The 14,204-nt window shown below is 75.2% G+C and carries 9 protein-coding genes; 8 read left to right on the top strand and 1 reads right to left on the bottom strand.

The genetic code is table 11. The features are described 5' to 3' along the window. Positions 1–66: 66 nt before the first annotated feature. From GY42_RS15385 to GY42_RS15365, 5 genes are all read left to right on the top strand, one after another. A complete protein-coding gene (locus GY42_RS15385; protein ID WP_046529986.1) occupies positions 67–786 on the top strand; it encodes a SipW-dependent-type signal peptide-containing protein in 720 nt (239 codons plus the stop codon). Beyond that, positions 783–1,436, top strand: coding sequence for a S26 family signal peptidase (locus GY42_RS15380; RefSeq protein ID WP_052748435.1), 654 nt, complete (start codon positions 783–785; stop codon positions 1,434–1,436). Before GY42_RS15385 ends, GY42_RS15380 begins: the two co-directional genes overlap by 4 nt. 43 nt (positions 1,437–1,479) lie before the next feature. Next, positions 1,480–2,247, top strand: coding sequence for a hypothetical protein (locus GY42_RS15375; protein ID WP_046529985.1), 768 nt, complete (start codon positions 1,480–1,482; stop codon positions 2,245–2,247). Position 2,248: 1 nt separating this feature from the next. Then, positions 2,249–4,033, top strand: coding sequence for a choice-of-anchor G family protein (locus GY42_RS15370; RefSeq protein ID WP_046529984.1), 1,785 nt, complete (start codon positions 2,249–2,251; stop codon positions 4,031–4,033). Between the two features lie 156 nt (positions 4,034–4,189). Then, positions 4,190–5,761: a methyl-accepting chemotaxis protein gene (locus GY42_RS15365; RefSeq protein WP_046529983.1), complete on the top strand. Its 1,572-nt coding sequence runs from the start codon at positions 4,190–4,192 to the stop codon at positions 5,759–5,761. 186 nt (positions 5,762–5,947) lie between these two features. Here GY42_RS15365 and GY42_RS15360 read toward each other — a convergent pair whose 3' ends face one another. Continuing rightward, entirely contained in the window at positions 5,948–8,428 is a 2,481-nt protein-coding gene (locus GY42_RS15360; RefSeq protein ID WP_046529982.1) for a glycogen/starch/alpha-glucan phosphorylase, read from the bottom strand. 303 nt (positions 8,429–8,731) lie between these two features. Here GY42_RS15360 and lysX point away from each other — a divergent pair, with 303 nt between their 5' ends. From lysX to GY42_RS18390, 3 genes are read left to right on the top strand one after another with little or no spacing between them, the layout of a single operon-like run. After that, positions 8,732–12,157: a bifunctional lysylphosphatidylglycerol synthetase/lysine--tRNA ligase LysX gene (gene lysX / locus GY42_RS15355; RefSeq protein ID WP_082131591.1), complete on the top strand. Its 3,426-nt coding sequence runs from the start codon at positions 8,732–8,734 to the stop codon at positions 12,155–12,157. Between the two features lie 24 nt (positions 12,158–12,181). After that, positions 12,182–13,042: a hypothetical protein gene (locus GY42_RS15350; RefSeq protein ID WP_052748434.1), complete on the top strand. Its 861-nt coding sequence runs from the start codon at positions 12,182–12,184 to the stop codon at positions 13,040–13,042. Positions 13,043–13,091: 49 nt separating this feature from the next. Then, the gene (locus tag GY42_RS18390; protein WP_052748433.1) at positions 13,092–14,192 is read left to right on the top strand and encodes an alpha/beta hydrolase; all 1,101 of its coding nucleotides are present in this window, start codon (positions 13,092–13,094) and stop codon (positions 14,190–14,192) included. Positions 14,193–14,204: the final 12 nt, after the last annotated feature.

Genomic DNA, 14,204 nt, shown 5'->3' with positions numbered 1-14,204 from the left:
TCCAGGACGTCGTGGACGGAGCACCGCCCACGGCTCCGACGGACCGACGAGCGGTGGGGTGGGGACATGGTGAAGCACGGCACGACGACCAGGGTCATCGACGAGGACAAGCGCGCTCAGCGGCGTCGCAAGGCGTTCGCGCTCACGGCGGCCGGGACCGTCCTGGGTGTGGGCGGGGTCGCGACGCTCGCGGCGTGGACCGACGTGGAGTGGGTGTTCGGCGGCGACGGCGCCGGCGGCCCCGGCGTCTCGACGTCGACGTTCGAGGTGCAGCAGAACACGACGGCGGCGGTCGACGCGGCCGCGTGGACCGACGAGGAGGACAACCCCGGTGGCGAGATGGTGTTCTCGGCCGCGGCGTCCGCGTTCACGCCGGGCGACACGACGTACGCACCCGTCGCGCTGCGCACGTCGCCGACGTCCATCGCGGGCGACGTCGACCTGCAGGCCGCGGTGACGGCGTCGGGCATCACCGCGACGGACCCCGGGGGGCTGCTGTTCGACGCGATCGACGTGCGGGTCGTCACCGACGACGCGGCGTTCACGTGCGACGCGACCGCGTTCTCGGGCGCACCGGGCGCACCGACGCTCATCGCCGACGGCGACCTCGGCACGACAGGCGGCTCGGCGACGCAGACGCTCGCGGCGGCCGCCGGCTCGGTGCAGTACTACTGCTTCGAGCTCACGCTGCCCGACCCGCTGCCGCTGGCACCGGGCACGACGGCCGACGACTACATGGGCCGCTCGATCGCGCCCGCCTGGGCGTTCGCGGGCGAGTCGGCGTGACCACGGGCGAGGTCGGCGGCGCAGCCGTGGCGGTGCGGGCTCGGAACCACCGCACCGCCGCGGCCCACCGGCAGGACGGGGCCCTGCACCGGGCGCCGGGGCACGCCCGGACCGGGTGGTCGCTGCGCGACGTCGCGCTCGCGGCCGTCGGGGCGCCGGGCGTGCTGGTGGCCGCGTGGCTGGTGGCCTCGTGGGCGCTGTCGGCCTCGCTCGTCGTGCTGGTCACCGGGTCGATGTCACCGGGCATGCCGGCCGGCACGGCAGCGGTGGTCCGCACGACCCCGGCGGCCGACCTGCGGGTCGGCGACGTGGTGACCGTGCCGCGCGGCGACGGGGCACGGGTCACCCACCGCGTCGTCGCGATCGACGACGTGCCGGGGCAGCCGCAGGAGCGGCTCCTGACGCTGCAGGGCGACGCGAACCGGACGACGGACCGCGACCCGTACCGGGTCGCGACGGCGGGTCGCGTCGTCGCGTCGCTGCCGGGTGCCGGGCGCGTGCTCGAGACGGTCCGGCAGCCGGCGGTGGCCAGCGCCGGGGTGCTGCTCGTCGCCGCGCTCGTGGCGTGGGCCCTGTGGCCCGAGCGGCCACGCGGCGGCGACCGGCGGGCCGCGGGTGAGAGGGCGTCCGCGGCCCGCCGGACCGTGTGACGGACGACGGCCCAGGGCCGACCGACGACCGGAGGGGGCGACGATGCGACGGGGCTTCGCGCTGACGGGGACGACGGCCGTGGTGGTCGGTCTCGTGCTGGGGGCGGGATCGGCCGCGACGGCCATGCAGGACGTGCCGGAGACGGGCACGACGGGCCGGCTGGTGCTCTCCTCCGCGCCGTACCCGGCGCAGTTCGTGCTCACGCCGGGCGAGCCGGCGCACTGGCGGGTCGACGCGCGCCTCGAGGACGCGGTGCGCGCCGAGCTCGAGGTCGAGCTGCACAGCGCGGGCGCGCTGACCGAGCACCCGCGCGGGCTCCGGCTCGACGTCCGCAGCTGCACCGACCCGTGGCAGGACGGTCCGGGCGCCCCGACGTGCGGCGCGGGTGAACGCGCCGTCGCGACCCACGCGGGCACGAGCACCGGGGGCCCGGGCACCGGTCCGCGCTTCACGCTCGACCCCCTCGTGGCGGGTGCGCCCGAGCACCTGCTGGTGTCGCTCGCCGTCGAGGACTCGGCCGCGGCGTCCGCCGACGAGACCCTCATGGGCCTGACGAACGAGGTCGGCCTCGGCCTGCGCGCCGTCGCGATCGACGACGTGCCGGTGCCGTCCCCGTCCGCGCCGCCGGGCGCACCCGGTGCGCCGGGTGCCGGCGCCCCGCCCGTCGTCGCCGCACCGCCCGGCCGGCTGCCGCGCACGGGCGCCGACCCCGTGCTGCTCGCGCTCGCCGCCGCCGCGGCGCTCGCGCTCGGCGCCGGGCTGCTGGGTGCGGCCCGACGTCCCGCACCGCCGACCCCGAGGAGAGGCTGACATGCGTGCTGCCGTCCGGGCCCTCGTGGCCGCCGCCGCGGCCGCCGCCGTGGCCGCCCCCGCCGTCGTGTCGACGTCGACCGCCGCGTGGCGCGAGGACGAGTGGGTCCACGGCCTGACCGCGACGTCGTCGCTGCGCTGCGGCCAGGACGAGGGGTTCACCGCGACCTCGGCGGGCCGGTTCCTGTCCGGGAGCCTGCTCGGCACGGACCTCGACCCGGTCGCCGCGCTGCAGGGCGTGCGCCTGGTGCGCGCCGCCGACGGCACCCTGACCGTCACGCCGCCGACCGCGATCGACCCCGGCTCGCCGGCACCGACCGCGACGCGGCTCAACCCGCTGACGGCGAGCGCGCTCAACGTCGTGGGCCTCGACCTCACGGGGCTGGGGGTCGGGCTGCCGGCCGGCTCGGCGGGCGCGCTGAACCAGTACGCCCAGGTGTCGGGGCACGGCACCGCCGCGGGCGCCGCGGGCCTGGTGAACGACAGCGGCGGCGTGCAGGTCACGCCGACGACCCCGTCCGACCAGCTGCCCGGGCCGGCGTACGTGTCGCTCGGCACGCTGCTGCCGGCGATCACGAACCTCGCCGACACGCGGCTGCGCGTGGGCGCCGTCGCCTCGAGCGCGCAGCTCGACGGGTGCGCCGACCTGCGAGCGCTGCTGTGGGGCGACGGCACCGCCACGGGTGCCGTGCGCAGCTACGGGGTGGCCGACGTCGGGCTGCGGACCAGCAGCCCGGTGCTCGGTCAGCTCGTGCAGGCCGTGAACGCGACCGTCGGCACGCTGCAGACCAACCTCGGGACGCTGGGGGGCACGTCGGGGCCGATCGCCGCGGCGATCCGCACCGGGCTGCTGGGGCAGCTCGGCGCCGGGCTGTCGCTCGCGCCGCTGTCCGGCACGGTCACGGTCTCCACGCCGGACGTCGCCGGGGCGGTCGCACCGCTGCTCACGGCTCCGCTCACCGACGGCGTCGTGACGCTGAACCTGTCGTCCGGCGTCGTCGACGTCGACCTCGACGCGCTGCTCGGCTACGCGCCGGGCGCGCTCAGCAGCCAACCGCCCAACACGGAGGTCGTCCTGAGCGCCGCGGTGCTCAACCCTCTGCTGACGCGGGTCGGGGCGCTGCTCGACACGTGGACCGGGCAGGTGGTCCAGGCGCTCCTCACGGCGGTCCGGTCCGCGACCGTCACCGTCGACCTGACCACGACGGTCGCGGCGAGCGCGACCGTGCCCGTCACGGGTCCGGTCACCGTGAACGTCGCGGGGGTCCGCGTGCAGCTCACCGCACCCGTCGGGGCGATCCTCGACTCCGCCGCGGGCACCGCGGTGCCGCCGACCGCGGCCGTCACCGTGACGGCGACCGGGCTCACGGGCACGCTCGTCAACACCGTCCTCGGCGTCCTCGGCCTCTCGCTGAGCTCGATCACGGGGGCGCTGAACGGCTCGGGCGCGGCGCTCCTGGGCCTCGTCGCACCCGTGCTGCGCACCGCGCTGGTCGTGCCGGTCACGACCCTGGGGACGACGCTCGCGACGCTGTCGGGCACGCTCGTGACAGCGCTGTCGTCGCTGGTCACGGTGCTGCCGAGCGTCGTGTCGCTCATGCTCAACGTGCAGCCGGACCGGCCCGGCGCACCACCGGGCGAGCCGTACACGGCCGGGACGGCGACGAGCACGCCCGAGTACCGCGTGACGGCGCTGCGGCTGGGCCTCGCGCGGTACACGAGCAGCGCGGACGTCGCCCACGTGCGGTTCGCGACCTCGACGGCGGGGCCGGTCGGCGCCCCCTGAGCGTGCACGGACCGGACCGGCGGCCCCGGGCGCACGGCGTTTCACCCTGTGGTCCGGCTCACGTTCCGCCGCACGCGGCCGACGGAGAGGCACCCGGGTCGTCGTCCGACCGCCCGGGACGCCGGCAGGGGGCGCCGACGCACAGGAGGCCGCCCGATGAGCCAGTTCCGGATCCGCACCCGCATGGCCGCGCTCGTGGTCCTCACCGCGATCGGCCTGCTCGTCCTCACCGCGGTCGCGGTGGGCGGTGTCGAGCGGCGCATCCTCGCCGAGCGCTCGACCGCGACGCAGCACGTCGTGGAGTCCGCCCTGGGGGTCGTCGAGGCGTGGGCGGCACGGGCGCAGGCGGGCGAGGTCACGGTCGAGGAGGCGCAGGCCGGCGCGCTCGCAACCCTCGGGACCATGCGCTACGGCGGCGACGAGTACTTCTGGGTCAACGACATGACCCCGACCATGCTCATGCACCCGATCAAGCCCGAGATGGACGGCACGCCGCTCGGCGACTACGAGGACCCGGACGGGCTCCGGCTGTTCGTGCGCATGGTCGAGGTGGTCGAGGCCGACGGCGCCGGCACGGTGGCCTACCAGTGGCCCAAGCCCGGCGCCGAGGACCCGCAGCCCAAGATCTCCTACGTCGCGGGCTACGAGCCGTGGGGCTGGGTCGTCGGCTCGGGCATCTACGTCGACGACGTGCAGGCCGCGGCGCTCGCCGACGCGGTACCCGTGATCGGGGTGTCCCTCGCGGTGCTGCTCGTGCTCGCCGGCGCGGGCATCGCGGTGCAGCGCTCGATCGTGCGGCCGCTCGCGCAGGCCACCGACGCCCTGGCGTCGGGCGACTCGTCCGCGCGCCTCGACACGGGCCGCGAGCGCACCGAGCTGGACCGGCTCGCGGTCGCGCTCAACGCCACGCTCGACCGCACGACGGCCGCGACGACCGAGGTCACGACGTCGGCGCGCGCGGTCGCCGAGGCCGCCGCGACGCTCGTCGGGTCCTCGCAGGAGCTGACGGTCGCGGTGCAGGAGTCCACCGACCAGCTGCGCGGCGTGTCCGTCGGGGCCGGCGAGGTCGCCGACCGCGTCGAGTCCGTCGCGGCGGGCGCCCACCAGATGGACGCGTCGATCGGCGAGATCTCCCGCACCACGGCCGACGCAGCCGCGATCGCCGCCGACGCCGTGCGGATCGCCGAGCAGACGCAGCGCTCGGTCGCCGAGCTCGGCGAGTCGTCCGCGCAGATCGGGTCGGTCGTCAAGGTCATCACGGGCATCGCCGAGCAGACGAACCTGCTCGCGCTCAACGCGACCATCGAGGCGGCCCGCGCAGGCGAGGCCGGCAAGGGGTTCGCGGTCGTCGCGGGCGAGGTCAAGGACCTCGCGCAGGCCACCGCGCGCGCGACCGGGCAGATCGGCGACCAGGTCGAGCAGATCCAGTCGGCCGTGGGCCGCGCGGTCGAGGAGATCTCGCGGATCAGCGACGTCGTGTCCCGCATCGACGACTACCAGACGACCATCGCGGGCGCCGTCGAGGAGCAGACCGCGACCACCGCGCAGATGGCGCAGGCCGTCGCGGAGGCCGCGCGCGCGGGCCGCGGCATCGAGTCCGGCATCGGCGGCGTCGAGGAGCGGCAGGAGCGGTCGCTCGACGGGATCGCGACGATCCGCACCGCTGCCGACGAGCTCTCGGGCACGGCCCGACGCCTCGAGGAGTCGGTCGCGGCGCTGCGCGCCTGACACCACCGCCGCATCACGGCCGTCGAGTGCGGGCTTCGGCCGCTCCTGCGCCCTCGGAACCGGCACAACTCCGCGTTCGGCGGGGTGGGGTGGCCGGGGGCCGGGTGGGTGGTGACGGAAGGTCCCGGACGTCGGACGGTCCCGCACCCGGTGGGTGCGGGACCGTCGTGCGACCGGGCAGTCGCGTCAGCGCGCGACGACCGGCTGCGCGTGCCAGATGCGGTCGATGTAGTCCCACATCGACCGGTCGGACGAGAAGAACCCGGACCGCGCGACGTTGAGGATCGCCGACCGCGTCCACCCCTCGGTGTCGAGGTACGCGGCGTCGACCCGCTCCTGCGCCTCGACGTACGACTGGAAGTCCGCGAGCACCAGGAACCGGTCCTCGTGCAGCAGGTTCGACACGATCGGCTCGAAGACCTTGCGGTCGCCGTTCGCGAACGCACCCGACGCGATGAGGTCGATCGCGCGACGCAGCGTGCGGTTCTCCTCGTAGTACCGGGACGGCTCGTACCCGGCGGCCACGACCTGCTCGACCTGCGGCTCGAGGAGCCCGAACAGGAAGAAGTGGTCGTCGCCGACGAGCTGCCGGATCTCGACGTTCGCGCCGTCGTCGGTGCCGATCGTCAGGGCGCCGTTCAGCGCGAACTTCATGTTGCCGGTGCCCGACGCCTCCTTGCCCGCGAGCGAGATCTGCTCCGACAGGTCGGCCGCGGGGATCAGCGTCTCGGCGAGCGTGACGTTGTAGTTGGGCGGGAAGACGACCGTGAGCGCACCCTGCACGCGCGGGTCGGTGTTGACGACCGCGCCCACGTGGTTGATGAGCCCGATGATCTGCTTGGCCATCTTGTAGCCCGGGGCCGCCTTGGCGCCGAACGCGAACACGCGCCGCGGGATGCTCGTGGGGTCGAGCTCGCCGCTGACGATGCGCTCGTACTGCGACACGATGTGCAGCACCTTGAGGGTCTGCCGCTTGTACTCGTGCAGGCGCTTGACCATCACGTCGAGCATCGCGTCGGCCGGCAGCGTGATGCCGTCGCGGCGCTGCAGCAGCGCGTTCAGACGGTCCTTGTTGTGCGCCTTGACCGCACGGAACCGCTCGCGGAACTCGGCGTCGTCGGCCAGCGGCTCCATCTCGCGCAGCCGCTCGAGGTCCGTGACCCACCCGGGGCCGACCGCGTCGGTGATGAGCTCCGACAGCGCCGGGTTCGCCAGGCGCACGAACCGCCGGGGCGTGACGCCGTTGGTGACGTTCGTGAACTTGTCCGGCCAGTACTCCGAGAAGTCCGGGAGCACCTTGTCGCGCAGCAGCTGGCTGTGCAGCTCGGCGACGCCGTTGACCTTCGCGCCCGCCACGGTCGCGAGGTACGCCATGCGCACCGACCGCTCGGGGTGCTCGGCGATGATCGACATGCGGCGCAGGCGCAGCTCGTCACCGGGGAACCGCTGCGCGACCTCCGCGAGGAAGTCGTCGTTGATGCGGTAGATGATCTCCAGGTGCCGCGGCAGCAGCCGGCCCAGCAGCTCGACCGGCCACACCTCGAGCGCCTCGGGCAGCAGCGTGTGGCACGTGTACGCGAAGCACTTCTGCGTCACGGCCCACGCCTCGTCCCAGTCCCACTTCTTCTCGTCGACCAGGATGCGCATGAGCTCCGGGACGGCGATCACGGGGTGCGTGTCGTTCAGCTGGAAGATGATGCGCTCGGGCAGGTCGTGCAGGTCGAAGTCCTCGGGCAGCACGTTCTCGACGAAGTCGCGGATCGAGCACGCGACGAAGAAGTACTGCTGCTGCAGGCGCAGCTCCTTGCCCTGCGGCGTCGAGTCCTCGGGGTACAGGACCTTCGAGATGTTCTCGGCGAACGTCTGCGCGCGCACCGCGTCGACGTACTCGCCGGAGTTGAAGATCTGCAGGTCGAACGCCTTGGTCGCGCGCGCGCTCCACAGGCGCAGCGTGTTGACGCGGCCGTTCTGGTAGCCGGGGACCATGTAGTTGTAGGGCACGCCGAGCACGTCCCACGCGGGCACCCAGCGCGTGCGCTCGACGCCGCCGTCGTCGTACGTCTCGGTGTGGCCGCCGAAGTGCACGGGCACCGAGTGCTCGGGGTGCGGGAACTCCCACGGCGCGCCGAGCGACAGCCACGTGTCCGGCTGCTCGACCTGCCAGCCGTCGACGAACGTCTGGCGGAAGATGCCGTACTCGTAGCGGATGCCGTAGCCGATGCACGGCACGCTCATCGTCGCGAGCGAGTCCACGAAGCACGCGGCGAGACGCCCCAGGCCGCCGTTGCCGAGACCCGGCTCGACCTCCTGCTCGCGCAGGGTCGCGAGGTCGATGCCGAGCGACGCGAGCCCCTCCTCGACGATCTCGGTGAGGTCGGTCGCGATGAGCGCGTTGTCGAGCTGGCGCCCCAGCAGGTACTCGGCCGACAGGTACGCGACCGACTTCGCCTGCGCGTCGAACTGCCGCCGCAGCGTCTCGAGCCACCGGGCCATGAGGTACTCGCGCACCGTGCGCGCGAGCGCCAGGTACTGGTCGTTGTCGCTCGCGCGTGCGAGCGTCACCCCTTGGCCGAAGTGGAGCTCGCGCAGGAACTCCTTCACGAAGCCCTCGACGGAGTGCTGGGGGGCGGTCACCGGCGCGGTGCCGTTGGCACGGTTCTCAGTCACTTGCGCAACGGTAGTTGCCCCGTGGTCCCACGGCCAGGCCGTGCGCCCGGCGGATCCGCCGGCGAACCGGACGCTCGTCACGGACCGGACGTCCCGGGCACCCGCGGGCACGGCGAGGGCCCACGCGCAGGGCCCGCGGGCGCCGTGCACGTCCGACCTGGGCGGACGTCTCGTTGCACAGGTTCGCCCCGAGGGGCAGATTGGCCCTCACGGCCGTCCGCGCAGCGGGCCGCCCACCGGTGGGACCGACGTGCGCAGCCCTGCGACCGCGCCCCGGGCTGACGAACCTGCGGGGGACCGCGCATGGCGCGCACGTCGACCGAGCCGGCACCGTCGACGGGCACCGACGTCGACCCGCGACGGCCGGTGCCGCGCGGCGACGCGCGCCCGACGCGGGACGCGGGCGACGCCGCCCCCGCCGGCACGCCCCACGCGTCGCCCTGGGCGCGCGGCGTCGCGCACGTCACGGGCCGCGTGCTCCAGGCGTACGCGATCTGGCTGCTCGTCGCTCTCGTGCTGCTGCCGTTCTGGCCGCACCAGGTCCGCGCCGTCGGCCACGTGCTGTCGATGACCAACGTCCCCGCGCAGCCCGGCCTGTTCTCGGCGATCCTCGTCGGCGTCGTCGCGTCCGGCGTGCTGCGCCGCCTGCGGGCCGCCGTGTGGTTCGTCGTGGTCGTGTGGCAGCTGCCCGTCGCCCTCATCGGCCTGCTCACGCTCGTGCTCGTCGCGACCGGGTCGGCGACGCTCGCCGAGCTCGAGGTCACCACGCGCGACGTCGTCGCGTTCTGCTTCTCGCTGCCGATCATCGTGGTCCTCGTCTCGGCGCGGCGCGCGTTCCCGGCCCGGCTGCGGCGCGGCGCGTGGTGGCGCGCCGTGCTCGTCACCGGCACCACCGCCCTCGCCGCGGCCACGCTCGCCTACACGCTGCTGCAGTTCGACCCCGCGGGGCTCACCACGCAGGGCGACCGGCTCGGCTGGAGCCTGTCGCACGTGCTCGGCATCCACTCGAGCGTCGTCGCGAGCGGCCACGGCCCCGCGTGGGTCGGCGCGCTCGTCGGGCTCGTCTCGGCGGCAGGCCTGCTGCTGGGCATCGCCGTGTTCCTGCGCTCGTCGGCGAGCCCCGCGGGCGAGCGCGCGGCCGACGCGCTCGCGGTGCGGCGCCTGCTGCTGGAGGACCCCGAGCACGACTCGCTCGGCTACTTCGCGACGCGCGACGACCGCTCGGCGGTGTTCTCCCCCGACGGTCGCGCCGCCGTGTCGTACCGCGTGGTGTCCGGCGTGAGCCTCGCCGCCGGCGACCCCGTCGGGGCCCGCGAGTCCTGGCCGGCGGCCGTGGACCGCTGGCTCCTGCACACGCGGCAGCACGGCTGGATCCCCGCGGTCACGTCGACCACCGAGGCCGGCGCCCGCACGTACCGCGACGCGGGCCTGCACCCCGTGCCCATGGGCGACGAGGCCGTCGTCGTGACCCGCCGCATCGACCTCGCCAACCCCGCCCTGCGGCCCGTGCGGCGCGCGGTCGAGCGCGGGAAGGCCGCCGGGTACGAGGTCCGCGTGCGCCGCCAGGCCGCGATCCCCGCCGACGAGCTCGCCGAGCTCGTGCGCGACGCCGACCGGTGGCGGCACGGCGAGGAGCGCGGCTTCTCGATGGCGCTCGAGCGGCTCGGCGACCCGGTCGACCCGCGCATCGTCGTCGTGACCGCGCACGACGCGGACGGTGCGGTGCGCGGCCTGCTGTCGTTCGTCCCGTGGGGCCGTCGCGGGCTGTCGCTCGACGTCATGCGCCGCTCGCCCGACGCCGTCGCCGGCGTGACCGAGCTCATGGTCGCCGAGCTCGCCGCCGCGTCGCGGGACCTCGGGATCGAGAAGGTCTCGATGAACTTCGCCATGTTCCGCTCGACGTTCGAGGTCGGCGAGCGCGTCGGCGCGACGCCCGTGCAGCGGTTCAACCGCCGCGTGCTGCTGCTCGCGTCGCGGTTCTGGCAGCTCGAGCAGCTCTACCGCTCGAACGAGAAGTACCTGCCCGACTGGGAGCCGCGCCTCATGTGCTACGAGGCGGCCGGGCAGCTCACGCGCGTCGTGTTCGCGCTCGGGCAGGCCGAGGGCTTCCTGCCGCGCAACCCGCGCTGGCTCACCGGTGCCGACGACCGCTCCGACCGCTCCCCCGAGCTGCACGACCCCGCGTTCGTCGCGGCGGTCGTCGCGCAGGAGGACGAGGCCCTCGCGGTGACCGCGCCGCCGCGCCGCCTCACCGAGCAGCAGCGCACGCGCCACGCGAAGCTCGACGTGCTGCACGCCGCCGGCATGGACCCGTACCCCGTGACCGTGCCCCGCACGGCCGCGGTCGCCGCGGCGCGCGCCGTGCTCGACGCCGTGCCGCCCGGCACGACGAGCCCCGCCGCGGGTGCCGACGAGCTCGCGGTCGTCGGCCGGGTGGTGCGGCTGCGCGACCTCGGGGGCGTCGTGTTCGCGGTGCTGCGCGAGGGCGGGGCCGAGCTGCAGGTCATGCTCACCGCCTCCGGGTCGGCCGACCTGCCGCTGTGGCGCCGGGCCGTCGACCTCGGCGACCAGGTGTCCGTCACGGGCGTCCCGGTGCGCAGCCGGTCGGGCGAGCCGACCCTGCTGGCGCGCTCGTGGTGCATGGCCGCGAAGGCGCTGACGCCCCCGCCCGACAAGCACCGCGGCCTCGCCGACCCCGAGGCGCGCGTGCGGCTGCGGCACATGGACCTCGCGATGAACGACCGCGCCGAGCACCTGCTGCGGGCACGCGCCGCCGCCGTGTGGTCCCTCCGGTCCTCGCTGGTCGAGCGCGGGTTCATCGAGGTCGAGACACCGATCCTGCAGCGCATCCACGGCGGCGCGAACGCGCGGCCGTTCACGACGCACATCAACGCCTACGACCTCGACCTGTACCTGCGCATCGCCCCCGAGCTGTTCCTCAAGCGGCTCATGGTCGGCGGCGTCGGGCGCGTGTTCGAGCTGGGCCGCAACTTCCGCAACGAGGGCGTCGACGCGACCCACAACCCCGAGTTCACGTCGATGGAGGCGTACCAGGCGTACGGCGACTACACGACGATGCGGCACCTCACGCGCGAGCTGGTCGTCGCGGCGGCGGTCGCGGTGCACGGCGAACCGGTCGCGCACCGGCCCGACGGCACGGTCGTCCGCCTCGACGGCGAGTGGCCCGTGCTCACCGTGCACGACGCCGTGTCCCGCGCGCTCGGCACGCCCGTGACGCCCGACCTGCCGCTCGCCGACCTGCGCGAGCTGTGCCGCGCGCACGACGTCGCGTTCGACGACGACGAGACGCACGGCGCCCTCGTCGAGGAGCTGTACGACCGGTTCGTCGAGGGGCAGACCGTCGAGCCGACGTTCTACACCGACTTCCCGGTGGAGACGTCGCCGCTGACGCGGCGGCACCGTGACGACCCGCGGCTCGCGGAGCGCTGGGACCTCGTCGCGTTCGGGGCCGAGCTCGGCACCGCGTACTCCGAGCTCGTCGACCCGGTCGAGCAGCGCCGCCGGCTCACCGAGCAGTCGATCCTCGCGGCCGCGGGCGACCCCGAGGCGATGGAGGTCGACGACGAGTTCCTGTCGGCGCTCGAGTTCGCGATGCCCCCCACGGGCGGCGTCGGGATCGGCGTCGACCGGGTCGTCATGATGCTCGTGGGCGGGTCGATCCGCGACACGCTCGCGTTCCCCTTCGTCCGGCCGTCCGGCCGGCGCTGACGCGGCGGACGGGAGGAGGACCCCGTGGTGCTCGCACTGCTCGCCGCGACCGTCGCGGCCGTCGGCTACGGCGTCAGCACGGTCATGCAGGCCGTCGCGACGCGCCGCGCGCAGGGTCTGACGGCGCTTCGCCAGCCGCTCGTGGTCGGCGCCCTCGTCATCGACGGGGCGGCGTGGCTGCTGTCGCTCGTCGCGCTCGACCGGCTGCCGCTGTTCGTCGTGCAGGCCCTGCTGGCGTCGTCGGTCGTCGTGGTGGTGCTGCTCGCGCGCACCGTGCTGGGTGCACCGACGCGCGGCCGGGACGTCGGCGCGATCGTCGCCGTGGTCGGTGCGCTCGTCGTGCTCGCGGCGGGCTCCGGCGAGCAGCCCGCCGTGACGCCGCCGTCCGGTTTCACCACCGGGATGCTCGTGGCCTCGGGCGTGCTGGTCGCCGCGACCGTCGCCGCGTACGCGCGCGGGGGCGCGCTGCTGCTCGCGACGCTCGGCGGGCTCGGGTACTCGGGGGCCGCGATCGCGGCGCGCGGCGCGCACGCGTCCGGCGGGCTGCTCGACACCGTGCTGCAGCCCCTCGCGATCGCGATCGTCGCGTGCGGAGCGGTCGGCGTGCTCGCGTACCTGCGGGCGCTCGAGCGCGGCTCCGCCGGGTCCATGGCCGCCGTGCTGTCGGTCACCGAGGTCGTCGTGCCCGGCGCCGTGGGCGTCGCCGTGCTGGGCGACACCGTGCGCGCCGGGTGGGCCGTGCCCGTGGTCGCCGCGCTGGTCCTCGCGATCGCGGCGTGCGTCGTCCTCGCGACGAGCCCCGCGAGCGTCGCGGCCGAGGCCCCGGAGTCACCGCCGGCTCCCGGCCGGCGCCCAGGTGGCTCCCAGCCCACGGGTGCACGCTGACCCGTGCTCCCGGCGCGCGTCCCCGAGCGCCCGAGACACGGAGGTGGCTGTGCACGTCGCGATCCTCGACCGTTCGTGGCAGGGCTGGACGGTCGTGGGCGTCGCCGCGTGCGTCACCGTGGCGTGCGCCGTGCTGCTCGCCCTCGCGGTGCGACGCCGGCGCCGGCGCCACCACCCGTCCGGTCTGCTGCTGGCGACCGGCGCGTGCGCGTGCGTGCTCCTGCTGGCCGTCACGGCCGGGCTGGGCGTGGGGGTCGGGACCGGGTACCTCAGCGACTGGCGCAGCATGCTGACGGCGGGCGAGGACGCCACGACAGACGCGCCCACGGTGCTGCCGACCGGGCAGCCCGCCGTCCCGCCACGACCCACGACCGCGACCACCGGCACCGAGTGGGCGGTCACGGTGCCGGCGACGGCGCGCGGGTTCACCCAGACCGAGGCCTGGGTGTACGCGCCGCCGGGGTACTCCCAGCACCCCGACGAGCACTACCCCGTGCTGTACACGCTGCACGGCGCACCGGGCACGGGCTCCGACTGGTTCACCGCCGGGCACCTGGACACGCTGCTCGACCAGCTCATCGCGTCCGGGGCGATCCCACCGGTCCTCGTCGTGTCGCCGGACCTGTCGCTGGGCCCCGTGGACGAGCCCGTCGACCTGCCCGCACCCGGCCCGCTGCGCGAGACGCTCCTGGTCGACGACGTCGTGCCGTGGGCCGACCAGCACCTGCGCACGACCCCGGACCGCGCCGACCGCGCGATCGCCGGCATGAGCGCGGGCGGTCTGGGTGCGCTGCTCGTGGGGATGCGCCACCAGTCGACGTTCGCGGGGGTCGTCTCGCTCATGCCGTACCTCGAGCCGGAGTCGCCCGAGCTGCACGCGAACGCGTCCGCGCTCGCCGCGAACTCGCCGCTCGAGGTCATCGGTCGCACGACGTACATCGCACCGCTGCCCGTCTTCCTGGGCGTCCCCACGGCCGACCCCGTCGACGACGGCCGGCGGATCGCGGCCGCGCTCGACCAGGTCGGCGTGCCCGAGACCGAGCGTGAGTACCCCGCCGGGCACGACTGGGCTGCCGTGACGACGATGACCCCCGACGCCCTCACGTGGCTCGTGGGCCAGCTCGGCTGGCGGGCCCCCGCCCCGGGCTGACGCGGGTGGCCG

The sequence above is a fragment of the Cellulomonas sp. FA1 genome, from assembly GCF_000986825.1.
GTDB classification, from domain to species: domain Bacteria; phylum Actinomycetota; class Actinomycetes; order Actinomycetales; family Cellulomonadaceae; genus Cellulomonas; species Cellulomonas iranensis.
Note: the sequence above shows the minus strand (reverse complement) of the source record. Positions and strands in the feature narration are given on the sequence as shown.